Below are 20,623 nucleotides of genomic sequence, written 5' to 3'. Positions count from 1 at the left end.
AGGCTATTCGTACCCGTATTTGTGTTTAATTGCCGCTACGGTGGGGGAACCGAGGAACGTGGTAAATTTTTCGGCCGCTTCTTTATGCGGAGTGTTTTTTAAAATGCATGCCTTCTGAATAACTTTGGGTGCTTCTTCAACTTGCAGAAAGCATCCATTTTTCCCTTGCGGAGTGAACATATAAGAATATGCACAAAAACCGACATCGGCAGCACCTGTGGCGACATATTGGAAGACTTGTGAGATAGATTGGCCGATTGCCAGCTTGGGTTTAATTGTTTTCCAGAGCTGTTCATTAGTCAGCGCTGTTTTCGCCACAGAGCCATAAGGGGCGGTTTCTGTGTTTGCGATTGCAATGTTTTTTGCTGCGGAAGAGAGAACAACTTCCTTCCATGACTTTTCACAGAAATCTGTATTTGTCGTCCAGAGTACAACGCTTCCTTTTGCATAGACAAAGGGTTCAAAAGAGAGATGGCCGTCGAAAAGTTTTTCGGGGCGACGAGAATCCGCGGCTAAGAAAATATCAAAAGGTGCTCCGCTGATAATTTGTCCGTACAGTTTGCCTGTGGAGGTATAAGTTGCCTGAACCCTTAATCCAGTTTCCCTTTCAAACGCCGGAATAATTTCTTTCATTGCCGGCATAAAGTTGGCAGCCTGAGCAAGGATAAGGTCAGCAGCATGTGCATATGCTGGCAGAGAAAGAGCGATGATCATCAAAAAAGTTAGCAGTTTTTTCATTGCGGAGTCTCCATCCGGTAAGGAAAAGTATGGTTGGTAACCATAGAAAATTTCATAACTTTACTTTTGTAACTGCTTCTAAGAAGATTGTTTTTTTTGAACAAGTACGTCACGGAAAAATATGAAACCGTGACTCCCGTGGAGTTGTTATGCCAGAACGTGCCGGTCTGTTGCCCCCGCATTCTCTTTTTACTGTTCCTGATTCTTTGCGGTACCTTGAGCCGCAGCAGCTGAAGGTCTTTCTTCAATCTTTTGATGCATGGTGTTCCGCCACAAACAGGCAGGAATATATTCGTTCGCGGCAGCGGATGCGTGCGTTGTTTCTGTTGCTGCGCTTTACGGGCGCGCGTCTTGGCGAGGCACTGGCTTTGGACGATCGAACCGCATTTGATTTCACCAATAAGACAGTTTGTCTCGGACAGGGAGATACAGAGCGTGAGGTTCCTTTAGAAACCGTTGTGAGTTCAGAACTTCAGGAACTTCTGGAAAGCTCAATGGGGTGCAGTCTGCGCGGAACGTTTTTTCATATGGACCCAGGGTATGTACGCAGAGTTTTTTATGCACGGGCAATGGACTGCGGGTTGCCCAAAGAGCTGGCAACGCCTAGAGTTCTTAGATACAGCCGTGCTCTTGAAATGTTACGTGGCGGTGTGCCGTTGATGATGGTGAGTAATGTTCTCGGGCACCTTTCTTCTGATGTGCTGGCCAGTTTTCGTAAATATACCCATGATGATGTGAATTCCATTGTGCGCAAAGCACACACTGAGATGCAGCAGCGAACCAGTGCGCGTAATTCGTTTGTCGGGCACGTTGCTCATGTGTCGACAGACGGAATAATGGCTGAAGTGGAGGTCGCTACTGAGTCGGGCCTTTCTGTATTTTCCATTATTACTGAGGAAAGTGTGCGTACCCTACGATTGTCTATAGGAACTCCTGTTGTTGCCACTATTAAGGCTCCGTATGTTGGCATTACAGAGCACGGTTCGGTTCCCAGCAAAAAGCAACGCAATGGATTCGCCTGTAGTGTAGAACGTATTAGTGTTAGTGATGTGATGGCTGAAATTACAGGACATCTTGAAGACGGAAGCGGCATTTGTGCTCTGATTTCAAGAAACACAGTAGACACTCTTCAGCTTGAAACAGGAAGTTTGATCTATGTGTATTTTAAGGAGCTTTCTGTCGTACTTAATTCTGTTTATTAACGCGAAATCTAGGGTGCGTGGTAGAGTGGCACTCTTTTTTATGTAATAATTACAAATGTATGATTGTTTGACTGTAAAATGAGTTGATTGAGAATCAAAAAAGCCCTTGTCAGTATTGCAAGGGCTTTTTTGTATGTGAATTCATCTATGAATAATATTGTCTGGCATAGATGGAATGTATATTTTCTTTGTACTGTCTTAGTAGTAAAGTAGTAAGTCGCTTTCGTGCTGGTTTTTAGAGCTAAAATGAGGTTGTTAGTGCAAAAATGCAACGTTTAGGATGCTGCGTTTACACTCTTCGTCTGTTAATTAGATAAAAAAACGTGCTTTTGAGTCAATAATATTGATTTTCTGTTCAAGTTAGAACATAGTCAGGGTTCTACTCTTACATGTTTTAATTCTTATATATTCGTATTTGCTGTGGGGAAGAGCGTTTCATTGCCTATATGGAACGTGTATACAGGCTCGGATATGCTCGGGGGGGCGTAATGATTCGTATCTCAGATCTTCGTATCAGATCTAAGTTGGTTTTGCTGCTTGTTACTGTCGGCGCAATTCCGTTGTTAGTTGTCGGCCTTGTAGGCACTAGACTTGCTACAGATGCATTAATGGAAAAGTCCTTTAATCAGCTCATAACAGTACAGTCTATTCGCAAAGGTGAAATAGAAGATTTCTTTTCAACCAGCTTTTCCAGAATTCGTATTTTAGCTGAATCTGAAAGAATTCAAGAAATGATGACGCTGCTGACACGTCATCGTGAAGGTTTGACAAAAGAACAGTCTCTGCTTGTTGATGCGCATTCGCTGCAATATCAGGAAAAATTTCGTAGTTACGTTGCTCCGCTTAAAAAATATATCCGGTCATACGGATACCATGACTTATTTCTTGTGGATGCTGACGAAGGGAACGTTTTGTTCTCTCTTGCCCGTGAAGAAGATTTAGGAACCAACCTAAAGCTTGGGCAATACCGAAACAGCGGGCTTGGAAATGCATGGAAGCGTGCTGTTACCTCTGGAAAAACAACACTTGTTGATTTTGCGGCATATGAACCGAGTGGCGGTGCTGAGGCTGCATTTATTGCTGAGCCTATCCGTGATGTTTTCGGCAAAGTGACAGGCGTTGTTATTTTCCAAATGACCCCTCAATTAATTACGCGCGTTGTTGATTCACGTCAGGGCATGGGAGAAACAGGCGAATCATACCTTATGGGCGCAAACTTGGCGCAGAACCGATATGAGTTCCGCAGCAATTTGAGGACAATGGGGAATGGTGACTTTGTTGTCGGTTATTCCTTGAAACGTCCACTTGATTACTGGAAAGATGCTGCCGAAGCTGGTGAGTCCGGAGGATACAATACCTATACGGACAGTGCCGGAAAAGAAGTGCTTGTAGCCTACAACGAGTTGGATATTCCCGGTCTGCGCTGGTTCCTTATTTCTAAAATAAACAAGTACGAGGTTACGGCTCCTATTCGTTTAACTCGTAATATTCTGGCAATTGTCTCAGGATTTTTGCTGTTGCTTGTCGGTGCGCTTGCAGTCTTTTTTTCACGGACGATCACACGACCTATTATTGCCGATATGGAGTTTGCAAAAGCTATTGCCGAGGGCAATCTGGATGCCACTATTGAAGTGAACCAAAAAGATGAGTTGGGAGATCTTGCCCGTTCATTGGACCGCATGGCTCGAAAGCTACAGGAGCTGGATTGGTTAAAGTCCGGCAAGGAAGGTCTTGATGACGCCATGCGTGGTGAGCATTCACCTCAGGACTTAGCTAGAATTTTTATCAGCTACCTTTGCAGGCACATGGGGGCTCAGCTTGGTGCTGTGTATGAATTGGATGACAAGGTGCTCGAGTTGCGAGCCAGTTTTGCCTTCAGTGATCGTAAAGGGAATTTTAACCGGTTTGTACTGGGTGAAGGGCTGGTCGGACAGGCTGCATACGAAAATGAAGTTCTTATTTTTACAAATATCACAGAGGATGCCCCGACCGTAAACTATGGTACGGGCGACGCCTTCCCGAATGCCTACATGGCTGTACCAATTTCATTTGAAGAAGCTGTTGTAGGTGTCATTCTTCTTGGTTCAATGGAACCTTTCACCGTCTCCCAGCGTACATTTATTGAACAAAATATTGAGAATATCGCTATTCTTATGAATGCGTCGCAATCTCGTCAGCTCGTACATGAGCTTTTAGAGCAGGCGCAGCAACAGCGTGAAGAATTGAGAGTTACAAACGAAGAGCTTGAAGAGCAGACAAATGCTTTGCTTGAATCTGAATCTCGCTTGCAACAACAGCAGGAAGAGCTGCGTGTAACTAACGAAGAGCTTGAAGGACAGGCGAAGGTCTTAAAAGAGTCACAATCTGAACTTCAGGCGCAGCAGGAAGAACTTCGAGTTATTAATGAAGAACTTGAGGAGCGAACTTCTGCACTTGAGGAGCAGAAGACTGCTATCGCGGTTAAAAACTCTGAGTTGGTGAAAGCACAGAAGGCTGTGAAGCAAAAGGCACAAGATCTTGAAGTTGCCAGCAAATACAAGTCTGAGTTTTTGGCAAACATGTCTCATGAATTGCGAACTCCATTGAACTCTATTCTGATTTTATCGCAGCTGTTCGGTCAGAACAAAGACGGTAATCTTTCTGAAAAACAGATTGAGTCAGCCAAAGCGATTCATTCTTCCGGTTCGGATTTATTGACGTTAATTAACGAAATTTTGGATCTTTCCAAAATAGAGGCCGGAAAGATTGAGTTGATGATTGAACCGGTTGGTGTCTCTAATCTTATCTGTGATATTAATAGATTATACAAAGACCTTGCAGAGGAAAAAGGCATTACCTTTGACGTGACCGTTGACTCTGCTGTTCCAGCCTCGTTGGAAACAGATTCACAGCGCTTACAGCAAGTTTTGCGAAACCTGTTAACCAATGCCTTTAAGTTTACCCATCAGGGGACTGTTTCTCTGGCTATATCAAGACCTCCACAGGAATTAGCGGATGAGCTTGGTATAGATGCAAGCAATACAATTTCTTTTGCCGTAGCTGATGATGGTATTGGAATCCCGAAAGAGAAGCAGGCCGCTATATTCCAAGCTTTCCAGCAGGCAGACGGTAGTACAAGCAGAAACTATGGCGGTACGGGATTAGGGTTATCCATTTCCCGTGAATTAGCTCGTCTGCTGCAAGGGGCTATTTACCTTGAAAGCGAGGAAGGGAAAGGAAGTACCTTCACTGTAGTTCTTCCGGAATTTTATAATGCTGACCTATTCGTTTCTAAAGATGTTGAGCATGTTGAACTGCCGTTGGCAGCAGGTGGGGAGCAGTTTGCTTCTTCTGAGTCTGTAGAAAGAGATGCGGCAGAGACTGCTTCAAAAGTAGAAATACAGGCCGATACCTCAAGCAAAGAAGCTGAACCCGTTACAGTGCAGCAGGCGGCTCCTTATAAAGAAAGTGAATATGTTGAGGATGATCGTACCTCAATTACCCCTGATTCACGCAGTCTCTTGATTATTGAGGATGATTGGAATTTTGCCAAAATTATGCGTGATCTTGGTCGGGAGCGTGGCTTCCTTTGTCTTGTCGCTGAGGACGGTGAAACCGGATTACATTTTGCCGATTACTACAAGCCAAGCGCAATTATTCTGGATGTAGGGCTTCCGGGGATTGACGGGTGGACGGTAATGGAACGTCTTAAGGATAACCCAAAGCTGCGTCATATACCGGTGCACTTCATGTCAGCTCATGACAATTCCTTGGATGCCTTGCGCATGGGAGCAATCGGCTATCTTGCGAAACCTGTGACAATGGAGCATGTGGAAGAAGCTTTCAGTGCCCTTGAAGACGTTATTTCAAAGCCGGTTCGCAACTTATTACTTGTTGAAGACGATAAAATTCAATGCCAGAGCATTAAAGAATTAATTGGCAACGGTGACGTGAAAACGACTGATGTTGCCACTGGTAGAGAAGCATATGAAGAGCTTTCCAATGGGAATTATGACTGCATGATTCTGGACTTGGGACTTGAAGACATGTCCGGTTTTGATCTGTTGGAAAAAATCCGGTTAAGTGAAGCAGCCATGCGGGTTCCGGTCATTATCTATACAGGACGTGACTTAACGCAGGAAGAAGAAAAGCAGCTGAGTAAATATGCCGAAAGCATTATCATTAAAGGGGTAAAGTCTCCTGAAAGACTTCTTGATGAGTCTGCATTATTCCTGCACCGCGTAGAATCGGATCTTCCACATGAAAAGCAGCAGATGCTCAAGATGGTGCACGACAAAGAATCTGTGCTGAACGGCAAGAAGATTATGATTGTTGATGACGACATGCGTAACGTTTTTGCTCTTTCCAGTGTGCTTGAAGACAGAAATATGGATGTTGTTGTGGCTAAAAACGGCATAGAGTGCTTGGAAAAACTTGAGGAAGTCGATTCTATAGACTGCATTTTGATGGATATCATGATGCCGAAAATGGATGGCTACGAAGCAATGACAGAGATTCGTAAAAAATCTGAGTTTGCAAAGCTGCCAATTATTGCTTTGACTGCAAAGGCTATGAAGGGGGATAGAAGTAAGTGCATTGATGCAGGTGCCAGCGACTATCTTTCTAAACCGGTAAACACTGATAAACTGCTGTCCATGATGCGGGTTTGGTTGTACTAGAATGTGTGAAATCGAACAGGTTGAAAATGAACGGATTGAAGTGCAACTCTTACTTGAGGCTATTTTTCTAAAGTACGGATATGATTTTAGAAAATATGCTAGCGCCCACACGAAACGCAGACTAGAGCATAGGCGAACGTTGGAAGGATTGCCTAATATGTCTGCAATGCAGCATTTGCTTCTCAATGACGAGATGTTTTTTAACCGGTTGCTGCTGGACTTATCCATCAACGTCACAGAAATGTTCCGAGATCCGTGGTTTTATAAGAGTGTTCGTGAGCTTGTAGTCCCGTATTTGCAAACATATCCATTTGCTAAAGTTTGGCATGCAGGTTGTTCTGCCGGACAGGAAGTGTATTCCATGGGGATTGTTCTGCATGAAGAGGGGATGAAAGAGCGTGTGCAGATGTACGCCACAGATTTTAATGAGCTGATCTTGGCTAAAGCTAAAGACGGCATTTACCCGATGAATCTTGTTCGTGAGTATACTGCAAATTATCAACAGGCTGGAGGGAAGCGGTCGTTTTCTGATTATTACACTGCCGACTACGACAATGTAGTTATTCGAAGATTTTTGAAGGAACACGTTCTTTTTTCTTCGCATAACCTTGTTACGGATGGTGTTTTTGGAGAGATGAACGCTATTTTCTGTCGTAATGTTCTTATTTATTTTAACAGAGATTTACAGAACAGAGTATTGAATCTGTTTTATGAAAGCCTGTGCCCCGGTGGCTTTTTGTGTCTCGGCTCTAAGGAAAATATTAAATTTTCAGATGTAGCGCACAAGTTTGAAGTTGTTGCGGAACGGGAGAAAATTTATCGCAAAAAACGCATGTAGCGAAGAGCCGGTAACGAAGGCCGTAATTACATCCCGACAATACGAAGCAGTTGTCATTGGCGTTTCAGCTGGGGGGCTGACGGCATTACATGCATTGTTTGCGAAGTTGGGAAGACGTTTTCCTTTACCTGTTCTTATTGTTCAGCATATTAGCCCGACATTTGAGAGTCGTTTACCAATGCTGCTTAGCCAGTATTGTGAAGGCACAGTAAAGGAAGCAGAGGATAAAGATGAAATTTGTGCGGGGGGGATATACATTGCTCCGCCTAACTACCACTTACTTGTAGAACCTGAGAAAAGTATCGCCTTATCGCTGGAAGAGCGGGTTAATTACTCGCGTCCGTCCATTGATGTTTTATTTGAGACCGCGTCAGAAGCCTATGGTGAAGGTTTGATAGGGGTTATTCTGACAGGAGCCAACTCTGATGGTGCAGTCGGGTTGTCTTACATAAAAAAACGCTGCGGATTGACTATTGTGCAGGCTCCGGAATCGGCTGAATTTGATGCGATGCCGAAAGCTGCTATAGCAACTGCAAATCCGGATTTCGTCCTTCCCTTAGATGAAATCGGTTCATTTTTGAATTTACTAGGTAACAGAGGATAGCCATGGGAATTGCCAAGGTACTCATAGTAGATGACAGACCTGAAAACCTGCTTACGTTAGAAGGTTTGTTAGAGCAGCCGGGCATTGAGATAATACGCGCTAATTCCGGTGAGGAAGCGCTTGCTCATATGCTTGACCATGATTTTGCGCTGGTTCTGTTGGATGTTCAGATGCCGGGTATGGACGGCTATGAAGTAGCAGAGCTGATGCGAGGTAATAAAAAAACAAAACATATCCCGATTATTTTTGTAACAGCTGAAGTAAAAGGAAAAGCTCAGGTTTTTAAAGGGTATGAGTCCGGTGCCGTTGACTATTTGTTTAAACCGCTGGATGCTCATATTTTTCAAAGTAAGGTTGGTGTCTTTATTGAACTGTTCCACCATAAAGAAGCATTGGAACAAAAGAGCCTTGAACTTGACCAGAAGCTCGCAGAACTTGAAGAGCTTCAGCAGCAGCTTGAACAGACCAATGAACAGCTTTTGTTATTGTCCATTACAGACGGTTTGACCGGTCTGTTGAACAAGCGTCAATTTAACACTAATTTTACACATGAATGGAAGCGTGCATATCGAAATAAGTCTCCGCTTTCTTTGATTATTATCGATATCGACTTTTTTAAGGCCTACAATGACACCTATGGACATACCAAAGGTGATGAATGCCTTATTAAGGTTGCTCAAGCTGTTTCAGAAACAGTGAAGCGAGATGTGGATTTAAGTGCTCGTATTGGTGGGGAAGAATTCGCGATTATTCTTCCAGACACGGAGTTGAAAGGAGCGCAGTTTGTTGCTGAACGAGTTCGTAGTAATGTAGAGAAGCTTGCAATTCAGCATGAAGGTTCTCCCGTTTCAGATACAATAACTGTAAGTGTCGGTACTGCCTCTGTGGTGCCTACCCAAAAAGAAGACACCGTTTCGCTGATCAAGGCCGCTGATGCTGCATTGTACAAAGCCAAGGGTGAGGGAAGAAATGTGTGTTGTACAGCATCACTTAGCTGTTAACCGGTAAATAGCGAAGTGTTGAAAGGGAACTTTTGATGAAAGCAAAAGATATGTTGCTGGCAAGTATTGTGTTAGTACTTCTCATTGCAGCCTGTACAAGCAACGGTTTTGTGGAATCATTTCGGTATTACAGTAAAGCTCATGGCTATGGAATGAGCTTTATTAAGTTTGCAATTTTAGCGTCGTTTGGTGAATGCCTTGCGTTACGCATTGTGACAGGGCGTTATTGGAAAAAAGGATTTGGATTGTGCGCAAAGATGGTGGTCTGGGGCTTTCTCGGGATCGTTATCAAGTTGGCATTTACCGTATTTGCTACAGGAGCACCAAATATTCTGGCCTCATTTGGCTTAGATTTTTCAGCGGCAACGCTTGCCACCGGTTCTTTTTTTGAGCGACTTGTAACAGCCCTTGTTATCAGCACCTCTTTGAATTGTATTTTTGCGCCGGTATTGATGATTCTCCATAAGATTACAGATGGACATATTCATGCCCACGGAGGCAGGTTTGTTTCTGTAGTTACCCCGATTAATATGGTGGATCGTTTTAACGACATTGACTGGAACGTGATGTGGGGATTGGTGTTGAAGAAAACTATCCCCTTCTTCTGGATTCCGGCACATACCATAACATTTTTATTACCTCCTGATTTTCGTATTTTGTTTGCAGCTCTTCTAGGAATTGCTCTTGGAGTGATTTTGGCGTTCGCTAACCTTTCTGCTGTAAAGAAATCTGAAGCGTAGTGCTAATTTTTGCTGTGAACAGAATTGGTTAAACGTAAAAAAACGGCTGCCCATACAAAGGCAGCCGTTTTTTTAGTGGCTGTGTGGAGCTTGTCCACAGAAATCTGTCTCGTTAGGTAAAGAAGAACGTTTCTAGTTTTGTTTTTCTATTAGCCTAATTTCTTGAAGGAAGTCATAGTGTTTGTTTCCAGTGCTCATTCATAATGGGTAGTTACGGATTGAATGAGGCTACGCTGTTTTACGAGCGACAGACTGAAGAATACGCTCCGCCGCGAAGGTAGGAGCGATTATTCCTTTTGCTGATGCCGAAGTTTTAAGGCTCCCCTGTGTGTTAAGGGCGTTGCTGTTCATAGATGTAACTAGCGTTTCCTCAAAGGCGTCACGCAGAGCAGTTAAAGATTCCTCGACTTCAGGGTATTCATTGGACTCTCGCCAAGGGAGTTTGAGAGTGACAAGTGAATCTTTTTCTTTGTGTGAAGGAGACATAAGCTGATAGTATTCCGAAGGTTCCCAGTCTGTCCGCTCGTGCTGGTCTGGCCAACAGTGTGTCCAGCCTGCTTCGGGCGGCTTGGGAATAGTGCTGGTAATACGGATAGCTGGCATGGCGAGGCTTTTTTCAAATTCTGTCAGTGTGATTGTGTACGTAAGCACTGGTCGAAAGTTACCGCGCTTCTTACTGATGGACCAATCTATGTTCATGTTTACTCCAGAACAAGCACTTCGCCGAAAGGCGGAGCATTGTATTGCGGTGTTGTGCTGACCCACAGTACTGGATAACCGGGATCTTCAGGAAAGAGGTTGCATTGCATGTCTGTCAGATAGATCAGGCACGCAGGCACAATGCCTTTTTCTTCCAGCCTTACAAATGGAGGACGGAAGTCAGTTCCGCCACCGCCGGTTGCTATAAGTTCCAGTGGCAAATCCCACTTGGATAAGCGTTTTTCTTCTGAAATTTTTGTGTCGCAAGCAATGGCTGTTATGGTTGTATCGAATTCTTCCAGAATATCAGAAAGCTCTGCTGCAAATGCATCAAGCTCGCGCTGGGTAATACTGCCGGAAACATCAACGGCCACTGCGACTTCCGGAAGCTCTTCACTATGCATGCCCGGTAAGTAGAGACCGGAATGCAGATAGCGGCGGTTAGGGCGTACCCATGAGAAATCGTTTTTAGCAGCATCTGCCATGAACTGTCTAAGAAGTTCCTGCCAGTTTAATGTCGGTGACATGATTTTATTGAAGAGACGTTCCATATTTCCGGGAAGGTCTCCAAACTGGAGAGACTTATGGATTGCCTGTGTTAACGCAGAACGCCATGCATCTTCCTGAATCTGATTGGAATCTGAGTCCGTGCCGCCGCCATTGGACGGTGCATCACGAACTTCACCCGTCATTCCGGGATCATTGCTGTCGTCTGATTGTTCCTGCTCCTCGTCACCATCATCTCCAGCACCTGCGCCATCGCCCGTTTCTTCAGGCGCTTCTCCATCACTGCCCTGTGCTGACTTTTCGCCTTCACTTTCGGACTGAGCATCTCCGTCTCCGCCACCTTCGATATCATCTCCGGCGATAGCACCTTGTTCAGCGCCTCCATCTGCTCCACCTTTCAGTTCTTCATTGTGGTTTTTTAAGGAAGAGTAGATAGCTTCAGCACTTTTTCCATGGTGTTTGGGGTCATCAAGATAGCCCGTTGGAAGTTCAATTCCGGCTTCGAGAAGAACCGGATTAATAGCGTAGTCACAGGCGGTGTTCCAAAGTTTGATATCCCGCAAACCTCTTCTCGTGTGATGGCAACAGGCAAGGTGCAGCACCTCGTGGCACTGCAACCCTTTCACTTTCTCTAATGGGAGAGCATCAATGTAGATGGGATTGTATCCAAGTGTTTGCCCGTTTGCCCATGCTGTTCGGCATGTATGGTCTTCACGAAACTCCAAGCGGAGTGCGAGGTTTGCAAAAAAAGGATGATCGAGAACCAGCTCCATGCGAGCCTTGAGCATTTTGCTGTGCGCAGCTTTATGCATGCCTACACCAGAATATCGCTATTAGCACACGCCCAATTGGCAAAGGACGGAGTTTCAACAATAGAAGGTGCTGTGGCGGCGGAATCGCGCATAAGCAGTACACTAAACTCAATAGGCAGCCGTGCCGCAAGTACAGCGATCTGCGGAATCACTTTGTCAGATGCTTTCCGCGCTACTGATTCGCATAGCGCATACACGACAGCCGGATCGTCCGGCAGTTCAATTGTGTCCGGATTGGCGAGAACTGTCTCAACATCCGGCAGCTGATCGCAGGCGGTAAGAAATGCAAGATACTCCGCTGCTGCGCCTTCACCAACTGCACCTGTGATTAATGCTCGCTTGGTATTGGCGGCAGGGTTGGCTGCAAGAATGGTTGAAACAAACTCCCAAGAGCGTGGAGAAGGGAAGGCTTTATCGTTTTTCTTGGGATCAAAAGCATGGAGCAGTTTAGGACGAAAACGAAGAAAAGCTTTGAGAGAAGAAATTATTTCGTTGTTGTCTGCCCATGTGAGCCAGTCATCAAGGTTGGCTTCGAAGTCGAGATGCACCATGCGGTTAGCAAGTGCAGAAGGCATTCTGTGTGTGACGGCTTTGTCTGATTCACGGTTGCCTGCTGCGATAATTGTCCAGCCTTCCGGCATTTCATATTCGCCAAGTTTTCGATCGAGGATAAGCTGGTAACAGGCCGCTTGAACAAGTGGCGGTGCGGTGTTTAATTCATCTAAAAAGAGAATTCCTTCCCCTTCTGTGGGAAGAAAAGAAGGCGCACACCATGCGGTTTTTCCTGAATCGTCGATGCGCGGGATGCCTCGCAGATCTACTGGATCAAGCAGCACGGCGCGGATATCTACTAAGGTGAGTCCTCTGTTGGCTGCCAGTTGAGCAACAATTTGGCTTTTACCTACACCCGGTGCTCCCCATATGAAAGCTGGTTGTTTGACTGTTATGAGTGTTTCTAAGGCAGATGCAATCTCTGATGGTCTCATTCATTTCTCCGTATCGTTTTGCAGAAGAATATTGAAGATGATAATCAAAGTCAATTGGAAGTGGGGATAATCTGTAATTTCTATAGCAAGAGTTCATAACGCTCTGTAAAGAATTAGATAACAGGGAAAGTAGATTACTTAATCGGGGGGTAAGGGGATGAATCCCCTTGCGGGGGATGCAAGAGGGCGGCGTCCGCCTTGCCCGCCGGAGGCTCCAGAGCATCAGATAAAAAGGACATGAAAAAAGGGCGCAGCAAAAGCTGTCGCCCTCTCTCGAATGGGTTTGGCCTTATAAGCCAAGGTATGCTTTCTTTACGTCTTCGTTGGCGAGCAGAGTAGCTGCGTCGTCTTCCATAGTAATGTGCCCTGTTTCCATTACATATCCGCGATGCGCAACTTTGAGGGCCTGGTTTGCATTCTGTTCCACAAGGAATACGGTGGTTCCGGATGCGTTAACCTTTTGAATGATCTCAAAGATCTGCTGGATAATAATTGGTGCAAGTCCAAGTGACGGCTCATCCAAGAGGAGCAGTCGAGGTCTTGCCATCAGAGCGCGGGAAATCGCGAGCATCTGCTGTTCACCACCGGAGAGGGTGCCGCCTGTCTGCTTCTGGCGTTCTTCCAGAATAGGGAACAGATGGAAGGCGTACTCCATATCTCGCTTGATGGCATCTTTGTCGTTACGGAGGAAAGCGCCGAGCTCCAGATTTTCCATAACTGTCAGGTCTGGAAAAATAAGTCGTCCTTCCGGTACCTGTGAGATGCCGAGGTGTACAATTTGATCCATTTTCATATTGTGAATCGGTTTGCCCTCAAAGGTTATTTCACCTGAGCGTGGCGGTGTTCCGCCACAGATCGACATGAGGGTCGTAGATTTACCGGCACCGTTAGCGCCGATAAGCGTTACGATTTCACCTTCATCAATATGCAGGCTTACATCATGCAGAGCGTGGATGTTGCCGTAAAATGTGTTGATTCCGTTAATTTTAAGCATGGCTTTCCTCCCCGAGGTACGCTTTGATAACCTGCGGATCTTTACTTACCTCTTCCGGTGTTCCCTGAGAGATAAGGCAGCCATATTCCATAACGTAGATACGCTCGGACAGGCTCATAACCATACTCATGTCGTGTTCAATGAGCAGAATCGCCAGATTGAACTTGTCGCGGATGTCCAGCACCAACTCTTTGAGTGAAGCTGTTTCCTGCGGGTTCATACCTGCCGCAGGTTCATCCAGCAGAAGCAGTGACGGTTCGGTTGCCATTGCACGGGCAATTTCAAGCTTGCGCTGATCGCCGTACGGCAGATTGCAAGCCAAATCGTTATAATGCTGGTTGAGTCCTACGTACTTGAGGAGCTCATAGCTTTTTTCGATATTTTCTTTTTCTTCACGCTTTACGTGTGGTGGACGAAGCAGCGCATCGAGAATACCTGCTTTTGTTCGGCAGTGGCGGGCTACCATAACGTTTTCCAGCACTGTCATGTTCTTAAACAGACGGATGTTCTGGAATGTTCGTGCCATGCCAAGCTCTGTCACCTTATTAGGTTTCATGCCGTTGACGCGTCGCTCTTCTTCATCATGGGGTGTAAAAAACACGTCGCCGTCAGTCGGTTCGTAAATGCCCGTGATGCAGTTAAAGAACGTTGTCTTCCCTGCACCGTTCGGCCCGATAAGAGCTACAATTTCACCACTGTCCACTTGCAGGTCTACGTCGTTGAGTGCACGCAGGCCGCCAAAGCTTTTGGAGAGCGAATTAACGTTCAGTACTGTGGACATTACGCTTCTCCTTCTTTGATAAGGTCGGGATCATCCACATGGTATTTTCTGCCTTTAGGAGCAATAAGTCCCTGCGGGCGGAATACCATCATAAGTACCATTGCTGCTGCGAAGATAATCATACGGTATTCGGAGAATGCACGCAGATATTCCGGCATCAGTACAAGGAATGCAGAACCGAGGATAACACCAAGGTTTGATCCCATGCCGCCGAGAACAACAATAGATAAAATGATTGCCGATTCCATAAAGGTGAAGCTGGCTGGGTTAATGAACGTGGTTTTTGCGGCAAAGATAACACCTGCAAATCCAGCCCATGCTGTTCCCAGTCCGAATGCCATCAGTTTAACGTTTACGCGGTCAATGCCCATTGCCTGACATGCAATTTCATCTTCACGCAATGCCTGAAGCGCACGCCCGATACGGGAGTTTTTGAGGCGCTGTACAGCGATCATTGTGATGATCGCAAGGGCAAGTACAATGTAGTAAATGTAGATGTTTGCATCTGCTACGGACAATTCCATGCCGAAAAGTCCCGGGCGGTCAATGTTGGAAATACCTGAAGGACCACCGGTGAGGGAACCCCAGTTTTCCAGCACGAGTCGGATAATTTCTCCGAAGCCCAAAGTAACAATAGCAAGGTAGTCACCGCGCAGACGAAGCACAGGAAATGCGAGCATTATGCCGCCAAGGCAGGCAAAAAGGCCGCCAAGTGGAAGTGCTATCCAAAATCCGATGCCGAAGTAATGGTTGAGCAGTGCGTAACTGTATGCACCGATTGCGTAGAAAGCTGCGTGTCCGAGGAAAAGCAGACCTGCTACACCTACGATAATGTTCAAGCCGAGCCCGAGAACGACATACAGCAGGAACGAAATAAAAATGTTTGTCTGGTATGTGGTCACCAGCATTGGCATAGCAACACTCAAAGCGAACAATGCCGCAAGAGCGGGGCGGGCAACTGCCGGTTCTTCCATTGCACGGGAAAGCCACGATTGTTTCTTGGCTGTTTCCGTGGATGGTGCTTCATATTGTTTAGCTTCTTTGCGAGCCAGTGCCCAGCGCCAGACATAGGATAAAAAGAATACCCCGACTCCGACGTAGGCTAAGTTCATCCATCTCCACTCAACGGTATTCTCGATAGTATTTACTCGAGCAACCATGATAGGAAATGTAAGGAACATGAACCACAAACTGGTAATTATGGATTGTTTCAGTCCTTGCATTGTATCTCTTCTGCAGAAAACTATGTTCTGCAACTCCTTCTTTCGTTACGAGTGAATACGGTTAAACCTTTTCAACAGGCGCTTTGCCTAGAATACCGGATGGACGGAAAATCAGGAAGATTACCAGCAAGGAGAATGCGAAAACGTCTTCGTAGTCACTGGAAATGTATCCTGCTGCATAGCTTTCAGTCAGTCCGAGGAATAACCCGCCGAGCATGGCACCCGGAATGGAGCCGATGCCGCCGAGAACCGCAGCCGTAAATGCTTTTACACCGGCAATAAAGCCGATCATGAAGTTCAACTGACCTGAGTGGGTGGAGATAAGTACACCGCCGAGGGCAGCCAAAGAAGAGCCGATAATGAAGGTTGTTGAAATAATTTTGTCTGCGTTGATACCGAGAAGCATAGCCATTTTTCTGTTCTGCGCCGTGGCACGCATTGCTTTACCGAGTTTGGTAAACTTGATGAACAGAGTGAGTGCTACCATTGAGACAGCACTGGCGACAACAATAACTAAATCTGTTGAGCCGAAGATGTGTGCAATCGGCTCCATAAATTCAAAGTCCGGAATCAGTGTTGGAAACGGTAAAAAGTCAGAAGTCTGCGCCAGAATGATGTAGTTCTGGAGGAAAAGTGACATACCGATAGCAGAAATAAGTGGAGATAAGCGGGCAGCGCCGCGAAGTGGTTTGTATGCCACTTTCTCCATGGTGTACCCGTAGGCAGCACAGTACAATATGGCAATAACGATTGCCATGAGCAGGATTGCAAACGCTGGAAACCCATAGATTCCCATCACTCCGGCAACGATGAGGCCGGTAAAAGCACCGAGCATGTAAATTTCGCCGTGGGCAAAGTTAATAAGCTCGATAATGCCGTATACCATCGTGTAGCCGATCGCGATGAGTGCATAGATACTCCCTCGCGTTAATCCGCCAAGACCCAATTCGATGAAAAATTCCCAATCCATGTGTATGTCCCTGTCAGAGCGATGCCTGTCTGCAAAATAGCGTTGCAGGTACGAGGCCGATTATCTGAGTAAAAAACGGGGAACAATCCGAGACTGCTCCCCGTTGTGGTTGCGGTCAATCCGGTAGATTATTTGAGTTCTACGTATTTACCGTTTTGTACCTGATACATGGAGAAGCCAACGCCTTCTGCGTCACCTTTTTCGTTAAACTTAATTTTACCCACTGGAGTATCTACAAATTCGCTACGCAGTTTTGCGGTTACTGCATCGTAGTCAGTGGAGTCTGCACGTTCGATTGCTGTGAGCATTGCTACTGCTGCTGCGTATGCTGCAGGGTAGAATGCGCCCGGTTCTGAACCGAACATTTTTACGTGAGCTGCGATTGCTTCTTTGTACATCGGCAGGTTGGATACATCGATAGGGCCGGAAGCATATACGCCTTCTGCGTTTTTGCCTGCTACTTTAATGAATGTATCGTCTTTTACGCCGTCATCAGAAACAAAGTTCGCTTTGATACGTTTTTTACGCATCTGGCTGACAATTTTAGAAGCTTCAGGGTGGTAGCCGCCGTAAATAACGGTGTCAGCTTTGAAGCGACGGATTTTCTGCACTACCGCTGAGTAGTCAGGAGCACCCGGTGTTACGCCTTCAAACATAACAACTTCTGCTTTGCCGCCTTCTTCAATAAATTTGCGTGCGAATTCAGCATACCCTTTACCGTAGTCACCTTTGTCGTGCAGTACGGCAATCTTTTTTGCACCGAGTTTTTCGATAGCAAAGTCGACGCCGAGGCGTGCCTGCATGTCATCGGATGCAATAGTACGGAAGAAAGTCGGGTAGTCACCTGACTGGGTAAGCATTGGGTTGGTAGCACTTGGTGACATGGCGATAAGCTTGCCTTCTGTGTAGATAGGAAGAGCAGCTTTTGTTGCGCCTGAGCAGATGTGCCCGAGTACTACGTTAGCACCGTCAGAAACAAGTTTGGTTGCTACGTTGGTTGCCTGTTCAGGTTTACACTGGTCATCCTGAATGAGCAGTTCTACCTGTTTGCCGTTGATACCGCCGGCTGCGTTGATTTTTTCAACAACAACTTTTGCAGCGTTTACTGTTGGCAAGCCGTAAGAAGCAAGGTCACCACTGTGTGCTCCGGCTACGCCCATTTTAATGGTGTCTGCTGCAAAAGCAGGTACACACATGGCTGTAACGGCGAGACCGGTTATGATGGACTTAACCAAACCAGAAAATGTCATATGTTCCTCCAGCGTTGAAAATCGTATTGCCTGTCATTCTAGCAATATGGTTGTAAGTGCGCGTGTCGTCTAGGGTGAAACAGAAAAAATAACGTCCCCTTCATTTTCTTTGTTCACGAAAATACTAAAATTGTCAAAACTAAAACTACTCTTTTTATCAAAAAAGTAAAAAATATATGAAATAATCTTAATATATCAGATTTGCCGTATGTAGTGCGGGTATTATATCTTGATATAACTGAAAAAGTATTTCACTCCTTAAAATAAAGTGTCACTCAGTAGTTTGAGAAAACTTGATAGATTGTGTGCTCAACTATTTTGAAGATGGAGGATTCTTCAAAATAAAACGAAATCCTAATGGGAAAATCCATTGTTTCGGCAAAAAGTGATTTTTTCTGCAAATCAATTTGAGCAGGAGTTGGTCTGCCGCAAAAATGCAGGCGGAAAGGGAGGGCGTGGCTTTTTACGAAAAACGTTATTTGTCCTTGGAGGACGGGCTGTGCTTGTATATAATGATGCGTTGCCGGTACTACGGTGAAACATTCTGTACGAGAGAGCGGTTTGTCCCCAATTGACCCCCGCGTTTGTTTCCCGTATGTCATCCGCTTATAAATTGTTCATAATCGCATTGCTGCGAAGAAATAGATTTAGAGGACGTATTCATGAGTAAGGCTCCTGTAGCACCTGAAGAAAAGAACGAAGGAACTAGTCTGGATTTTATCCGTACTATTATTGCTGAAGATTGTGAGAGCGGTAAGTATGACGGTCGCGTACATACTCGTTTTCCGCCAGAGCCTAATGGCTATCTGCATCTTGGGCATGCTAAATCCATTTGCCTGAACTTTGGTATTGCACAAGAGCACGAAGGCGGCATTTGCAACCTCCGTTTCGACGATACAAACCCGTTGAAAGAAGAAGATGAGTACGTAAAATCCATTCAGGAAGATGTTAAATGGCTTGGCTTCGATTGGGGCGAAAAGCCGTTCTACACTTCTGATTATTTTGAAGTGCTTTACAATCATGCTGTGAAGCTCATTGAGATGGGCAAAGCGTATGTAGACCATTCTACACCGGAAGCTATTCGTGAAATGCGCGGTACACTGACTGAGCCGGGTGTTGAAAGCCCTTACCGCAACCGCAGTGTTGAAGAGAACCTTGATCTCTTCGCCCGCATGCGTGCCGGTGAGTTCGCTGATGGCGAATGTGTTTTGCGTGCAAAAATTGATATGGCATCACCAAATATTATTATGCGTGACCCTGCGTTGTACCGTATTCGCAGAGCAACCCATCACCGTACCGGTGATACTTGGTGTATGTACCCAATGTACGATTTCGCGCATTGTCTTTCTGATTCTCAGGAGCACATTACTCATTCTATCTGTACTCTTGAGTTTGAAAACAACCGTGAACTTTACGACTGGCTGCTTGAAACTCTCGGTGTTTACCGTCCTCAGCAGATTGAATTTGCGCGTCTTAACCTCACACACACGGTTCTTTCCAAGCGTAAACTGATTCAGCTGGTTGAAGAAGGCCATGTGCGTGGCTGGGATGACCCTCGTATGCCTACCATTTCTGGTCTGCGTCGTCGTGGTTGCCCGCCGGAAGCTATCCGTGAATTCTGTTCCCGCATTGGTGTAGCTAAAGCTGATTCTATGGTTGATGCTGCAATGCTCGAATTCTGCATGCGTGAAAAATTGAATGCCGATGCGCCGCGTCTTATGGGTGTTGTTGATCCAGTTAAAGTTGTGATCACAAACTACCCTGAAGATCAGGTTGATGAATTTGAGATGCCGCTTCATCCGGAACTTGAAGAGTACGGTAAGCGCGTTGTTCCTTTCTCTCGTGAGTTATACATTGAACGTGCTGACTTCCGTGAAGAAGCACCGAACAAGAAATTCTTCCGTCTTGCCATCGGTAAAGAAGTGCGTTTGCGTTACGCTTACTACATCACAGCAACAGATGTAGTAAAAGACGAGAATGGCGAGATTACTGAAATTCATTGTACGTACGATCCTGAAACTAAAGGCGGCTGGTCCGAAGATGGCCGTAAAGTTAAAGGTACTTTGCATTGGGTTTCTGTAAAACATGCAGTGCCGGCAGAAGTTCGCTTGTATGAACCGCTTTTCGAAAAAGAGAATCCGAACAAAGTAGAAGAAGGCAAGACCTTTATCGACTACATTAATCCTGATTCTGAAAAAGTAGTGACCGCGTATCTTGAGCCTCGTCTTGCTGAATGCAACGCTGGTGAGCGCGTTCAGTTTGAGCGTTTGGGGTACTACTGCGCTGATCTTGATACCAGTGCAGAAAAGCCTGTATTCAACCGCACAGCGACTCTGAGAGACAGCTGGAAACGTGTTGAGCGTAACCAGAAATAGTTGATGTAAATCTCAAAGCCCCTCGCGATATGCGGGGGGCTTTTTTATTGTCGCTAATCAATGCCGAGTGGTGGATAACTGGCACCTGACGTAAACTTTTTTTAAATTTTCCGTTGACAGCTTGCATCCTTTTCCATAGAAACACATCTCACAACTTGCTGGGCTATCGTTCAATTGGCAGGACGACGGGTTCTGGCTCCGTTAATCAAGGTTCGAGTCCTTGTAGCCCAGCCAAATTTTCTTTA

16 protein-coding genes and 1 tRNA gene are annotated in these 20,623 nt (G+C 45.7%); 8 read left to right on the top strand and 9 right to left on the bottom strand.

Annotated features, from left to right (window positions below; genetic code table 11):
- Window positions 1–3 precede the first annotated feature (3 nt).
- On the bottom strand, window positions 4–738 hold the full coding sequence (gene modA / locus QZY95_RS04975; RefSeq protein WP_290920040.1) for a molybdate ABC transporter substrate-binding protein: 735 nt from the start codon (window positions 736–738) through the stop codon (window positions 4–6).
- A 149-nt stretch (window positions 739–887) separates the two neighbouring features.
- Between modA and QZY95_RS04970 the strand changes: the two genes are divergently transcribed.
- From QZY95_RS04970 to QZY95_RS04945, 6 genes are all read left to right on the top strand, one after another.
- Window positions 888–1,940 carry a TOBE domain-containing protein gene (locus QZY95_RS04970; RefSeq protein WP_290920037.1) on the top strand — a complete coding sequence of 351 codons (1,053 nt, stop codon included), beginning with the start codon at window positions 888–890 and terminating at the stop codon, window positions 1,938–1,940.
- Window positions 1,941–2,428: 488 nt separating this feature from the next.
- Window positions 2,429–6,598: a response regulator gene (locus QZY95_RS04965; RefSeq protein WP_290920034.1), complete on the top strand. Its 4,170-nt coding sequence runs from the start codon at window positions 2,429–2,431 to the stop codon at window positions 6,596–6,598.
- A gap of 1 nt (window position 6,599) precedes the next feature.
- Complete coding sequence (locus tag QZY95_RS04960; protein WP_290920032.1) at window positions 6,600–7,436, top strand: protein-glutamate O-methyltransferase CheR; 837 nt, start codon at window positions 6,600–6,602, stop codon at window positions 7,434–7,436.
- Window positions 7,387–8,040 (top strand): chemotaxis protein CheB, encoded by a 654-nt coding sequence (locus QZY95_RS04955; protein ID WP_290920029.1) that lies wholly within the window; start codon window positions 7,387–7,389, stop codon window positions 8,038–8,040. The genes QZY95_RS04960 and QZY95_RS04955 overlap by 50 nt, the downstream gene beginning before the upstream one ends.
- A gap of 2 nt (window positions 8,041–8,042) precedes the next feature.
- Window positions 8,043–9,041, top strand: coding sequence for a diguanylate cyclase (locus QZY95_RS04950; protein ID WP_290920026.1), 999 nt, complete (start codon window positions 8,043–8,045; stop codon window positions 9,039–9,041).
- A gap of 35 nt (window positions 9,042–9,076) precedes the next feature.
- Window positions 9,077–9,781, top strand: coding sequence for an Mpv17/PMP22 family protein (locus QZY95_RS04945; RefSeq protein ID WP_290920023.1), 705 nt, complete (start codon window positions 9,077–9,079; stop codon window positions 9,779–9,781).
- 228 nt (window positions 9,782–10,009) lie between these two features.
- Here the strand turns inward: QZY95_RS04945 and QZY95_RS04940 are convergent, their stop codons facing one another.
- From QZY95_RS04940 to QZY95_RS04905, 8 genes are all read right to left on the bottom strand, one after another.
- Entirely contained in the window at window positions 10,010–10,480 is a 471-nt protein-coding gene (locus tag QZY95_RS04940; protein WP_290920020.1) for a hypothetical protein, read from the bottom strand.
- A 2-nt stretch (window positions 10,481–10,482) separates the two neighbouring features.
- Window positions 10,483–11,799, bottom strand: a complete 1,317-nt coding sequence (locus QZY95_RS04935; RefSeq protein ID WP_290920018.1) for a VWA-like domain-containing protein — start codon at window positions 11,797–11,799, stop codon at window positions 10,483–10,485.
- Between the two features lie 2 nt (window positions 11,800–11,801).
- A complete protein-coding gene (locus QZY95_RS04930; RefSeq protein ID WP_290920015.1) occupies window positions 11,802–12,785 on the bottom strand; it encodes a MoxR family ATPase in 984 nt (327 codons plus the stop codon).
- 289 nt (window positions 12,786–13,074) lie between these two features.
- Window positions 13,075–13,779: an ABC transporter ATP-binding protein gene (locus tag QZY95_RS04925; protein WP_290920013.1), complete on the bottom strand. Its 705-nt coding sequence runs from the start codon at window positions 13,777–13,779 to the stop codon at window positions 13,075–13,077.
- A complete protein-coding gene (locus tag QZY95_RS04920; RefSeq protein WP_290920010.1) occupies window positions 13,772–14,560 on the bottom strand; it encodes an ABC transporter ATP-binding protein in 789 nt (262 codons plus the stop codon). The genes QZY95_RS04925 and QZY95_RS04920 overlap by 8 nt, the downstream gene beginning before the upstream one ends.
- Window positions 14,560–15,783, bottom strand: coding sequence for a branched-chain amino acid ABC transporter permease (locus QZY95_RS04915; protein ID WP_290920007.1), 1,224 nt, complete (start codon window positions 15,781–15,783; stop codon window positions 14,560–14,562). The genes QZY95_RS04920 and QZY95_RS04915 overlap by 1 nt, the downstream gene beginning before the upstream one ends.
- Before the next feature lie 61 nt (window positions 15,784–15,844).
- Complete coding sequence (locus QZY95_RS04910; RefSeq protein WP_290920004.1) at window positions 15,845–16,753, bottom strand: branched-chain amino acid ABC transporter permease LivH; 909 nt, start codon at window positions 16,751–16,753, stop codon at window positions 15,845–15,847.
- A 128-nt stretch (window positions 16,754–16,881) separates the two neighbouring features.
- The gene (locus QZY95_RS04905; protein WP_290920001.1) at window positions 16,882–18,003 is read right to left on the bottom strand and encodes a branched-chain amino acid ABC transporter substrate-binding protein; all 1,122 of its coding nucleotides are present in this window, start codon (window positions 18,001–18,003) and stop codon (window positions 16,882–16,884) included.
- 662 nt (window positions 18,004–18,665) lie between these two features.
- Here QZY95_RS04905 and QZY95_RS04900 point away from each other — a divergent pair.
- Both QZY95_RS04900 and QZY95_RS04895 read left to right on the top strand, forming a co-directional pair.
- Window positions 18,666–20,378, top strand: coding sequence for a glutamine--tRNA ligase/YqeY domain fusion protein (locus QZY95_RS04900; protein ID WP_290919998.1), 1,713 nt, complete (start codon window positions 18,666–18,668; stop codon window positions 20,376–20,378).
- 159 nt (window positions 20,379–20,537) lie between these two features.
- Window positions 20,538–20,612, top strand: a tRNA-Gln gene (locus QZY95_RS04895).
- Window positions 20,613–20,623 lie beyond the last annotated feature (11 nt).

The organism is Halodesulfovibrio sp., from assembly GCF_015482765.1.
Lineage (GTDB): Bacteria > Desulfobacterota > Desulfovibrionia > Desulfovibrionales > Desulfovibrionaceae > Halodesulfovibrio.
This window is presented reverse-complemented; position numbering and strand designations above follow the sequence as displayed.

What these genes read in the sequence shown, in the direction of transcription:
- QZY95_RS04925 (WP_290920013.1), bottom strand. Translation starts at nt 13,779, where the DNA reads ATGCTTAAAATTAACGGAATCAACACATTTTACGGCAACATCCACGCT.
- QZY95_RS04970 (WP_290920037.1), top strand. Translation starts at nt 888, where the DNA reads ATGCCAGAACGTGCCGGTCTGTTGCCCCCGCATTCTCTTTTTACTGTT.
- modA (WP_290920040.1), bottom strand. Translation starts at nt 738, where the DNA reads ATGAAAAAACTGCTAACTTTTTTGATGATCATCGCTCTTTCTCTGCCA.
- QZY95_RS04905 (WP_290920001.1), bottom strand. Translation starts at nt 18,003, where the DNA reads ATGACATTTTCTGGTTTGGTTAAGTCCATCATAACCGGTCTCGCCGTT.
- QZY95_RS04940 (WP_290920020.1), bottom strand. Translation starts at nt 10,480, where the DNA reads ATGAACATAGATTGGTCCATCAGTAAGAAGCGCGGTAACTTTCGACCA.
- QZY95_RS04900 (WP_290919998.1), top strand. Translation starts at nt 18,666, where the DNA reads ATGAGTAAGGCTCCTGTAGCACCTGAAGAAAAGAACGAAGGAACTAGT.
- QZY95_RS04945 (WP_290920023.1), top strand. Translation starts at nt 9,077, where the DNA reads ATGAAAGCAAAAGATATGTTGCTGGCAAGTATTGTGTTAGTACTTCTC.
- QZY95_RS04960 (WP_290920032.1), top strand. Translation starts at nt 6,600, where the DNA reads ATGTGTGAAATCGAACAGGTTGAAAATGAACGGATTGAAGTGCAACTC.
- QZY95_RS04950 (WP_290920026.1), top strand. Translation starts at nt 8,043, where the DNA reads ATGGGAATTGCCAAGGTACTCATAGTAGATGACAGACCTGAAAACCTG.
- QZY95_RS04915 (WP_290920007.1), bottom strand. Translation starts at nt 15,783, where the DNA reads ATGCAAGGACTGAAACAATCCATAATTACCAGTTTGTGGTTCATGTTC.
- QZY95_RS04920 (WP_290920010.1), bottom strand. Translation starts at nt 14,560, where the DNA reads ATGTCCACAGTACTGAACGTTAATTCGCTCTCCAAAAGCTTTGGCGGC.
- QZY95_RS04910 (WP_290920004.1), bottom strand. Translation starts at nt 16,753, where the DNA reads ATGGATTGGGAATTTTTCATCGAATTGGGTCTTGGCGGATTAACGCGA.
- QZY95_RS04935 (WP_290920018.1), bottom strand. Translation starts at nt 11,799, where the DNA reads ATGCATAAAGCTGCGCACAGCAAAATGCTCAAGGCTCGCATGGAGCTG.
- QZY95_RS04965 (WP_290920034.1), top strand. Translation starts at nt 2,429, where the DNA reads ATGATTCGTATCTCAGATCTTCGTATCAGATCTAAGTTGGTTTTGCTG.
- QZY95_RS04930 (WP_290920015.1), bottom strand. Translation starts at nt 12,785, where the DNA reads ATGAGACCATCAGAGATTGCATCTGCCTTAGAAACACTCATAACAGTC.